Source organism: Streptomyces sp. NPDC032472, assembly GCF_040636955.1.
Lineage (GTDB): Bacteria > Actinomycetota > Actinomycetes > Streptomycetales > Streptomycetaceae > Streptomyces.
On sequence record NZ_JBEZVK010000131.1, the window covers coordinates 1 to 9100 of the forward strand.

Consider the following 9100-nt stretch of genomic DNA (forward strand, 5'->3'; position numbering starts at 1 on the left):
CCGGAATACGGTCGCCCCACACGCACATCTGCTGCCTTTCGGCGCCGGTCGCCTCAGCGCGCCGTACCGAAGTCCTGCGTCCAGTAGGAATTCGGCTGGGCGAGGCCGATGCCGATTTCCTTGTAGGAGCAGTCGAGGATGTTCCGCCGGTGCCCGGGGCTGTTCATCCAGCCGTCCATGACCTGCGCCGGAGTGCTGTACCCGTAGGCCACGTTCTCGCCGTACGAGCTCCACGTGTACCCGGCGGCGGTGATGCGCTGCCCCGGGTCGGATCCGTCGGATCCGGTGTGGGACATGGTGGCGTGCTGGGCCATGTCCGTGCTGTGGTCCTGCGCGGCCTTGGTCAGCTGCGCGTTGAGCGTGACCGCCGGGCAGCCGACGGTGGCGCGCTCCTTGTTCACGAGCGCGAGGACCTCGGCCACGGCGCCGGAGGCCGGCGCAGCGGAGGCCGGGGCGGCGGCAGGCTCGGGGGCGACCGGCGCCTGCGGCTTCGTACTCACCGTCGTCGGCTTCGACGACGGCCGCTGCGGAGCCCGGGATATCGGCACGACCGGCTGTTCGGTCGCTTCGGGGCTGCTCTCGGCTTCGGCCGGGCTGCTGCTCTCCGTCACCGGGACCACGGGAGCCACAGGAGCCTCGGAACCGGGAGTGGCCGAGGGAGCGCCGTGCCACGGGTGCCATTCACCCCGTCCGGCGTGCCGGGCGTGGACGGTTTCCTGCGGTCCCAGGCAGGCCATGGCCGCCGTCGGAATGCCGACGATTCCCAGAGCGCCGACGGCGATGGCGATTTTCCGGTAGTGCTTTTTCTTCTTGCGGTGCTTCTGCATGCGTGACCTCACTCGGTGATCGCGAAGCTTCCGGAGCATGAACTGCAAGGCCCCGGGAAGCCGCCATTCTTGGGAATCCGGGAACGGCCTGGCAAGTTTTCGCCCTGAATCCGCAGAGAAGATCCGGAACGCGGCTTGAAACGAGCCGGAGATCATGTATTGCGCCGCGGGGAAAGCCTCGCATTCACTTGGCGACGCGTCAGAAGCACCGCAATCGGCGGAGTTACCACCCCGAGGAGGAGTGCGACGGATTCCGATTGCGCAGGAGAGGGGAATGTCGAGTCCAAAACGGACAAATATCGAAATGTCGACGGGCCGCCGCCTTCCGCGCACCCCTCCCGCCCGGCTCCGCCTGCGTGACGTATGTCACGGGGCGGCCGTGACTTCGGCCGTCCTGCGCAGTACGCCCACCTTGTCGATGCGGTGCTCGGGATTGCCCTGTGCATCGCTCCAGAAGTTGCCGGCGGCGTGGTCCTCCGGCGTGGCGCACGTCGAGATCGTGATCATGGCCTGGGTGGCGGTCGCACCGGGACTCCCCGGCACCGCCGCGCGCTGCTCGCTCAGCGAGCGCTCCGAGCGGAAGGACGTCGAGCGGGTCGCGACGATCTCATACGTGTACGCCACGCCGTCCGCGGTCACGAGCACCGTGTCGCCCTTCTTGAGCGCCGGCAGGCCGTGCAGTGGCCCCCCGGCCGACAGGCGGTGTGCCGTGATCTGGAAGTTGCCGACCTGCCCGGGGCCGACGCCGCCCCGCTCCCCGTACGGGCTGGCCGCGAGGCCCTGGTCCTGGATGCGGGTGCCGGGTGCGTCGTCGGTCGTCCCCTCGTACGGGACCACGCGCAGCCCGGCGAGGCCTATGGACGGTATGGACAGCACGGAGGCCCGGGGCCGCACGCCGGTCGCCGTCGCGGGGGACTGCGTCGCGGGCGAAGCGGAGGACGCGGGTGAAGCAGCGGCCGTGGGCGAGGCGGCGGCTGCGGCGGGGGCCGTGACGGCCGCAGCCGCCGGCGTCCCGGACGCCGGTGCCCCCTCGCGGGCGGCGGCCTCGGGGGCGCAGCCGGCCAGCAGGGCGGTCGCGGCAGTGGCCACCGCGGCGGCCGCCAGGACGCATGCGGCGCGGGGCAGGAAGGGCAGGAGCATGGGCGTTCGCGTCTCCGTGTCGGTCCGCCGGGTCCTGCGGCGCAGGGTGGCCCGATTCGCCCGGACAGGGTGACACACGGGGCATCCGGTCCATAAGGGGCGCCGGGGTGGTGCTCGGCACACGGCCGGGGTGGTGCTCGGCACACGGGGCGAGTGGTGTTCGGCACACGCGTAAAGAGTTCTCCAAGCCCGTCTGCGGATGTGCTGGCCGGGCCGTTGCCGCCTGTCTCCCCTGCGTGAATGCAAAGGCGAATCCGCTCGCGCGGGTTGCGGCCGACCCGCCGAGGCGGTGTACCCATACCACCCGAATCCGGACATCTCGCCCGGATTTTCGTGCGTGACGGATGTCATTACCCGCGCTCCGAGATTGCTTGGCGTGGGCGAATTTGCACATAGTTGCCGTTGCTACGCCCCGCGACCACCGAGTGAAACGGACCCGGCATGACTCTCCCGAGCACCCTGCCCGACCGCCCGACCACGGCCGGCACGGTGCGGTGCGCATGAGGACCCCACCCGAGCGGCTGCGCGCCGGCCTGGCCGCCGGGGCGGCTGCCGTCACCCTGCTGTGGGCGGCCCAGGTGCACGTCTCCGCCCGGCCCGACGAGCTGATCGCGGCGGCCGCGCACCTCACCGGCCTCCTCGCCGGGTACGGGATCCTCGTCATGCTCTTCCTGATGGCGCGCGTACCGGCCGTCGAGCACGGGGTGGGCGCCGACCGCCTCGCCCGCTGGCACGCCTTCGGCGGGCGCTGGGTCCTGCTCCTGTGCGGCGCCCACGGACTCTTCGCCCTCGTCGTGTACGCCCTGCGCACCGGGACCGACGTGCTGACCGCCACGGCGGCCCTCTTCCGCTACCCGGCCATCGCCGCCGCGTTCATCGGGGCCGCCCTGCTGGCAGCCGCGGGCGTGTGCTCCGTCCGGGCCGTACGCCGCCGGGTCTCGCACGAGACGTGGCGCGGCGTCCACCTGCTCACCTACCTCGGCGCCGCGCTGGGCTTCGCCCACCAGATCGCCGGCCCCGACGTCTGCGTCACCGGCTTCACCACCTGGTTCTGGGCCCTGCTCCACACCGTCGTCGGCGTCCTGCTCGCCTGGTACCGCGGCATCGTCCCGGTCCGCCAGGCCCTGCGGCACGGGCTGCGCGTGGCCGCCGTCCGGCAGGAGGGCCCCGGCGTGGTGTCGGTCACCATCGAAGGGGGCCGGCTGCGCGAACTCCGCGCCGAGCCCGGCCAGTTCTTCCGCTGGCGCTTCCTGGCGGGAGGCCTGTGGCACACCGCCCTGCCGTTCTCCCTGTCCGCGCCGGCCCGCGACGACCGCCTCCGCATCACCGTGAAGGCGCTCGGCGGGCACACCCGGCGGATCCGCGGGCTGCGGCCCGGGACCAGGGTCCTCGCGACCGGCCCGTTCGGTGCGCTCACCCAGCGGCGGCGCACCCGGCCCAAGGTGCTGCTGATCGCCGGCGGCATCGGGATCACCCCGATGCGCGCGCTGTTCGAGTCCCTGCCGGCCGCCCCGGGCGACCTCACCCTGCTCTACCGTGCGGGCGAGGCCGACCAACTCGTGCTGCGCGAGGAGCTTGAGGCCATCGCGGAGGACCGCCAGGCGGCACTGCACTACCTGGTGGGACGCTCGGACGCCGCGTACGACCCGCTCGCCCCTCAGGCCCTGCGCGCGCTCGTCCCCGACCTGTCCGACCACGACGTGTACCTCTGCGGGCCGCCCGGCATGGCCGATGCGACGACCGCGGCACTGATCAGGGCGGGCGTGCCCTCGGCCCGCATCCACACCGAGTGCTTCACCTACTGAGGACCCCGAACTCCCCGATGAAACGGTACTTCGCACCCCAGGAGCCGGCCTTTCACCCCACGGCCGCACCCCCCGCCGCGTCGGCGGCCGATCCGGGCCCGCAGCTGCGCCGGGACAGGGCCCGGCACCGGAGGGCGCCGCACTCCCGATGGCTCGCCGCCGGCCTCGCCCTGGTCAGCGTGCTGTCCGCGACCGCCATCACGCTGACCGTCGATCCGGCCGCACCGGCCCCCCATGCCAAGCCGGACCGGTCGAACCTGCAGTCCGCCCGCTGAGCACGCACCGGGGCCGGGCGGTCAGCCCCGGCCCCGCGGGGGCTTGTTGAGCGTGCGGTAGCCCGGGTGCACGCCGGGGGTCAACTCCTGCTCCGCCGCGACCCGTTCCAGCAGCTCCAGGAGCTGGGCCCGCTGCGCCGGGTCGAGCCCGGCGAGGAGCGCGTCCTCATGGGCGGCAGCCGCGCCGGAGACGGCGCCGAGGGTGCGCCGGCCCTCGTCGGTCAGGTGCAGTTCGTGGTTGCGGCGGTCCTCGGCGCTGCGCCGCCGTTCGACCAGCCCCTTGCCCTCCAGGCCGTCGATCAGGGCCACGATGCGGCTGGGGACGACGCCCAGGTCCTGCGCGAGGGACCGCTGGCTGCGGCCGGGCTGCCCGGCGATCATGCGCAGCAGCCCGACGTCCGCCGGGGTCAGCCCCAGCTCTCCGACGCGCTCCGCGAAGCGCCCGGCCGCGTGCGCGCCGATCTGGGCGAGCAGGAACGCCGCTCCGCGCGGGGTGGGACCGGGGGGCGGGGCGGAGGGCGGGGCGGCGTGGGGCGGGGCGGGGGATCCGGTCGTCGGATCCGGTTGCCGGGAGCTGATCACGGGGTTATCGTACGTGACGCGCAACGATTCACTGAGATGAACCATTCTCCATGAGAACGGATTGCCCCCGTGGAAACGATCGAGAGCCGCACTTCTGACAGGACCCGTCACGACCCCCAGGCCGGGCCGCCGCTCGGCATCCTCGCCGTGGTCTTCACCGCGCTGTTCCTCGCCGGACTCGTCCTCAGCGCCCTGCTGGCCGACGGCCGACCCTTCCCCTCGCCGTTCGGCGCAGCCGACCGCATCACCGCGTACTTCCGCGAGCACACCGACGCCACCCGCGTCTCGGGCGCCCTGCAGTTCGCCGCGTCGGTGCCGCTCGCGATCTACGCCGCCACCGTCTCGGCCCGCCTGCACAAGCTCGGCGTCCGCGCGCCTGGTGCCACCATCGCCCTCGCCGGCGGGGTGCTCGCCTCGGCCTTCCTCGCCTGTTCCGGACTGGTCACCTGGGTGCTCTCCCGCCCCGAGGTGACGGAACGGCCCGAACTGGTACGGGCCTTGCAGTACCTGGCCTTCGGCCTCGGCGGCCCCGGCCACGTGGTCCTGCTCGGCCTGCTCGTCGCGGGGCTCGCCGTGCCCGGCCTGCTCGCCCGCCTCCTCCCGCGCGCCCTGGCCGTCGCGGGCCTCGCCATTGCCGCGGTCGCCGAACTGGCCACGCTCGTCCTGCTGGCCGACGGCACCGCCCTGCTGCTGCCGGTGGCCCGCTTCACCGCGCTCGGCTGGCTGATCGCCGCCGGCTTCCTGCTCCCGCGCCGCCGCGTCCGTACGGAAGGCTGACATGGCATCCCACACGACACAGCAGAGACATCATCCCCACCCAACCCCTCAGCCGCCCTACGCCGACCAGGCCGAGCGCTTGCTGCGCTTCCACCAGCCGGAGAAGGTCCTGCGCCCGCTGGGCGCCCTGGAAGAGTCCGTCCTGGCCTCCCTCTTCGGGACGGGCCCCGCCGACTACCGCAGCCGACTGGAACGGTTCGAGAGGCGCAACCGCGAGGCGGCTGCCGAGCTGGCGGCAGCCCCCGGCGCCCCGGCCCGGATCGAGGGCCTGCCGTTCCGGCCCGGTCAGCACGTCGTGGCCGTCGGGGAGAGCACGACCGCCGACCGGCTCTCCTGGTTCGAGGTCCTGCGGCACCTGCTGCCCGAGGGCGTCAGATGCACCAACCTCGCCGTCACCGGCAGCACCACCGCACAGGCGCTGGCCCAACTGCCCCTCCTGGCCTTCCAACGGCCCGACTGGGTGCTGTGCATGCTCGGCGCGAACGACGCCCAACTCCTCGACGGAACCCCGCTCGTCCGCCCCGGCGAGACCCGCCGCAACCTGCTCACCCTGCGCGAGCTCACCGTGCGCAGGACCGGGGCCCGCTGGATCTGGCTGACCCCGACCGGTGTGGACCCGGGCCGCATCGGGCGGTACGAGCACTTCCGGCGGGCGGGCCTCGCCTGGTCCGCCGCGGACCTCGACGCCCTGTCCGACTTCCTGCTGGGCCGGCCCGAGACCACCGTCGACACGCGGCCCGCGTCCCGCGACCGGCTCGAGGCCGACGGCGTCCACCTCACCGCGGCCGGCCAACAAGCCGTCACCGCCGCCTTCCTCGACACCCTCCACCGCTGACCCGGGCGGCCGCCGCGCCACGGGGCGGCCGCCGCCGGACGGGTCATCGGCTGTCGGCACTGGGGACGTTCAGCGGATCACGCGGAGCGTTCGCCTTCTCCGCCTCCATCCGCTCGCCGAGCTCGGTCAGCCGGTTGCGTCCCATGGCCTTGCGGACGTCGGGGAACCAGTCCTTCTCCTCCTCCTCGACGTGGTGGCGGACGTTCTCCATGAGCACGCTCATCTTGGCCTTGAACCGCTCGTCGGCCGGATCCATGTCCTTCAGCTCGGACAGCATCCACACCACCGCGTGGTGCTCCTCCACGCTTTCCAGCACGTGGTCGGTCGTGTCCGGCGCGGCCTCCCGCGCGGCCGGGTAGAAGAGCTGCTCCTCGATCCACGCGTGGACGGTCAGCTCCTCGATCACGGTGTCCGCTATCTCGCGGCGCTCGGCCTTGTCCTCGTCCTCGGTCTTCTCGAAGCGCTTGAACAGCTTCTCGACGGTCTTGTGGTCCTCACGCAACAGCACGATCGCATCCATCGGAGGGGTTTCCCTTCGGTCCTTCACGCCACACGAAACGCGGCACCCGAGCGGCCGTTTCGGACGTGGCCGGGGCGCGGCTCCTTCGCTCACGCCCCGTACGCCGGGTCTGCCCCCGTCCGGCCCGCCCACACCTGCCGCGGGCCGGACCCGTACTCGCCCCGTGCGCGCACGCAGGTTTGGGTTGGGCCGAACGGGAAAGACGCCCGCTGCGCACCCGAAAGGCCATGCCCCGCACCGTGCCGCGGCGCACGTGCGGCCCCCGGTGGCGGCCGGTCCTTGCCCCGACCTCCGGCCGGCACCCGTCCCCTTCCGCAGGGGACCCCGCATCGGATCCGACGACCCCGCAGGGCTCGTCGGGTCCGATTGCCGTTCCGGGCCGCCGTGCCCGGCGAGCCGCCCCCGCCGCAGAGCCGTCGCCGTGTGCGTCCGCATGAGTGTTCCGATCCGGGGAAGACGCAGCTTCCCGCAGGTGCCCGAGTGGGCGTGCGGCAGGTCGGGGACCGGAACCGATCAGAGGAGTGGATCACGATGCCCTCCGCGGCAAGCAGTCACAGGGGCGGGACCGGTCACCGGTCGGACGAGAATCCGGCGACCCCCTGGCAGGACTTCGGCACGGTCATGGAGCAGATGCTCGACCTGCTGGAGACGTGTCCCTCCGGCGGACGCCGGTCCGATGCGGAGGACGATGAGGCGTACGCGCCCGACCTGTGAGCCCGCGCCGGGCGGGCGCGGCGCCGGTGAGCGCACACCCTGAGAGGAGGCAACCGCCATGAGCGGGACCGAAGCCCAAGGAGACGGCGTCTACCAGCCCCAGGTGGAGGCCGAGCCCGGCGAATCGCAGCCGGACATGGAGAACGCCCTCGGTGAGCCGGGCCTCGACGACACCCTGGACACCGGCTACTCGCCGCCCGACCGCCCGCTTGCGGCGACCCGGCACGGCACCACCGCCGGGGAGCAGCGGGCCGGCGAGACCCTCGACCAGCGACTGGCCCAGGAGGAGCCCGAAGCGGACGAGGCCGGGGCGGACGCCGCCAGCGGTTCGGAGTCGAACCCGGGGGAGGACCTGGCCGAGGACGCCCTCGCCGTCGGCGGCGTGCCGGTGGTCATGGAGGGCTCCGGCGACGAGCAGGAAGCGCAGAGCGAGGACCTCACCGGCGATCCGGCCGGTGACACCACCACGGCGGGCCGTGAGCGCGCCGGCCGGATGGCGGCCGCCGAGGAGGCACCGCCGGTCCGGCACATCTCCGTACTGGCCCGTGACACCGGGATCGACGGCGGTGCCGCCTCGGCCGAGGAGGCGGCCGTACACGTGGTCGAGGAGGAACAGCCGCCGGAAGGGTGAGCCAGGGCAGCCGGAAGGCTGAGCCAGGGGCGTGAAGCGGTCAGGGGAGGGTCAGGGCAGGGGAGTGCCGCCCGTGGCGTTCAGGATCTCGGCAGTGATGTAGCTCGCCCGCTCCGACGCGAGGAACACGTACGCGGGGGCCATCTCGGCGGGCTGCGCCGGCCGCCCGAGGGGGCTCTGTTTGCCGAACTCCTGCGGCTCCGGCATGGTCGCGGGGATCAGCGGCGTCCACACCGGCCCCGGGGCGACCGCGTTCACCCGGATCCCGTCCTCGGCCAGCATCTGCGCCAGGCCCTGCGTGAAGGTGACGATGGCACCCTTGGTCATGGCGTAGTCCAGGAGCGCCGGGCTCGGCTTGTAGGCCTGCACGGACGCCGTGTTGATGATGCTGGCGCCTGCGGACATGTACGGCAGGGCCTTCTTGCACAGCCAGAACATCGCGTACAGGTTGGTGCGCACGACCCGGTCGAACTGCTCCGTGGTGATGTGGGAGATCCCCTCGGGCTGGGCCATCTGGTGCGCCGCATTGTTGACCAGGACGTCTATCCGCCCGAACTCCGCGGCCGCGTGCTCGATCACGGACGTGCAGCTCTCCTCCTCCCGCAGGTCGCAGGGGACCGCCACCGCCTTGCGGTCGCAGTCCTGCACCAGACGCATGGTCCGGTCGGCATCCTCCGCCTCCTCCGGCAGGTAAGTGAACAGGACGTCGGCGCCCTCGCGGGCGAACGCGAGGGCCACCGCCCGCCCGATGCCCGAGTCCCCGCCCGTCACCACGGTCTTGCGGTCCACGAGCAGACCGCTGCCGCGGTACGACTCCTCGCCGTGGTCGGGCGTCGGCTCCATCGGCCGGGTCAGGCCGGGCGGCTCCTGCTCCTGCGCCGGGAAATCGGGCCGGGGGTAGAGGGTGGTGGGGTCGGGGGCCCCGCCGTCCCGGTTCGTCGGTGTGCTGTTCACGGGTGCTCCTCCTTCGCGCGGACGGCATGCGTACGCAGCC

At 73.0% G+C, this 9100-nt stretch carries 11 protein-coding genes; 6 read left to right on the forward strand and 5 right to left on the reverse strand.

What is annotated here, in order from left to right:
* Positions 1-53: 53 nt before the first annotated feature.
* Positions 54-827, reverse strand: coding sequence for a CAP domain-containing protein (locus AB0F11_RS36390; RefSeq protein ID WP_362183623.1), 774 nt, complete (start codon positions 825-827; stop codon positions 54-56).
* Between the two features lie 366 nt (positions 828-1193).
* Positions 1194-1967 carry a class E sortase gene (locus tag AB0F11_RS36395; RefSeq protein ID WP_362183626.1) on the reverse strand — a complete coding sequence of 258 codons (774 nt, stop codon included), beginning with the start codon at positions 1965-1967 and terminating at the stop codon, positions 1194-1196.
* A gap of 500 nt (positions 1968-2467) precedes the next feature.
* On the opposite strand from AB0F11_RS36395, the gene AB0F11_RS36400 reads away from it, so the two are divergent.
* Positions 2468-3772, forward strand: a complete 1305-nt coding sequence (locus AB0F11_RS36400) for a ferredoxin reductase family protein (RefSeq protein WP_362183629.1) — start codon at positions 2468-2470, stop codon at positions 3770-3772.
* Between the two features lie 17 nt (positions 3773-3789).
* Positions 3790-4047: a hypothetical protein gene (locus AB0F11_RS36405; protein WP_362183632.1), complete on the forward strand. Its 258-nt coding sequence runs from the start codon at positions 3790-3792 to the stop codon at positions 4045-4047.
* 21 nt (positions 4048-4068) lie between these two features.
* Here AB0F11_RS36405 and AB0F11_RS36410 read toward each other — a convergent pair whose 3' ends face one another.
* Positions 4069-4629, reverse strand: coding sequence for a MarR family transcriptional regulator (locus AB0F11_RS36410; RefSeq protein WP_362183635.1), 561 nt, complete (start codon positions 4627-4629; stop codon positions 4069-4071).
* A 69-nt stretch (positions 4630-4698) separates the two neighbouring features.
* Here AB0F11_RS36410 and AB0F11_RS36415 point away from each other — a divergent pair, with 69 nt between their 5' ends.
* Both AB0F11_RS36415 and AB0F11_RS36420 read left to right on the forward strand, forming a co-directional pair.
* A complete protein-coding gene (locus tag AB0F11_RS36415; protein WP_362183638.1) occupies positions 4699-5406 on the forward strand; it encodes a hypothetical protein in 708 nt (235 codons plus the stop codon).
* Between the two features lie 79 nt (positions 5407-5485).
* Positions 5486-6241 (forward strand): GDSL-type esterase/lipase family protein, encoded by a 756-nt coding sequence (locus AB0F11_RS36420; protein WP_362183641.1) that lies wholly within the window; start codon positions 5486-5488, stop codon positions 6239-6241.
* A 43-nt stretch (positions 6242-6284) separates the two neighbouring features.
* On the opposite strand, the gene AB0F11_RS36425 is transcribed toward AB0F11_RS36420, so the two are convergent.
* A complete protein-coding gene (locus tag AB0F11_RS36425; protein WP_362183644.1) occupies positions 6285-6761 on the reverse strand; it encodes a hemerythrin domain-containing protein in 477 nt (158 codons plus the stop codon).
* 531 nt (positions 6762-7292) lie between these two features.
* On the opposite strand from AB0F11_RS36425, the gene AB0F11_RS36430 reads away from it, so the two are divergent.
* Together AB0F11_RS36430 and AB0F11_RS36435 are read left to right on the forward strand one after the other, a co-directional pair.
* Positions 7293-7475 carry a hypothetical protein gene (locus AB0F11_RS36430; RefSeq protein ID WP_362183647.1) on the forward strand — a complete coding sequence of 61 codons (183 nt, stop codon included), beginning with the start codon at positions 7293-7295 and terminating at the stop codon, positions 7473-7475.
* A 58-nt stretch (positions 7476-7533) separates the two neighbouring features.
* Positions 7534-8106 (forward strand): DUF5709 domain-containing protein, encoded by a 573-nt coding sequence (locus AB0F11_RS36435; RefSeq protein WP_362183650.1) that lies wholly within the window; start codon positions 7534-7536, stop codon positions 8104-8106.
* A 51-nt stretch (positions 8107-8157) separates the two neighbouring features.
* Here the strand turns inward: AB0F11_RS36435 and AB0F11_RS36440 are convergent, their stop codons facing one another.
* A complete protein-coding gene (locus AB0F11_RS36440) occupies positions 8158-9060 on the reverse strand; it encodes an SDR family oxidoreductase (RefSeq protein ID WP_362183653.1) in 903 nt (300 codons plus the stop codon).
* Positions 9061-9100: the final 40 nt, after the last annotated feature.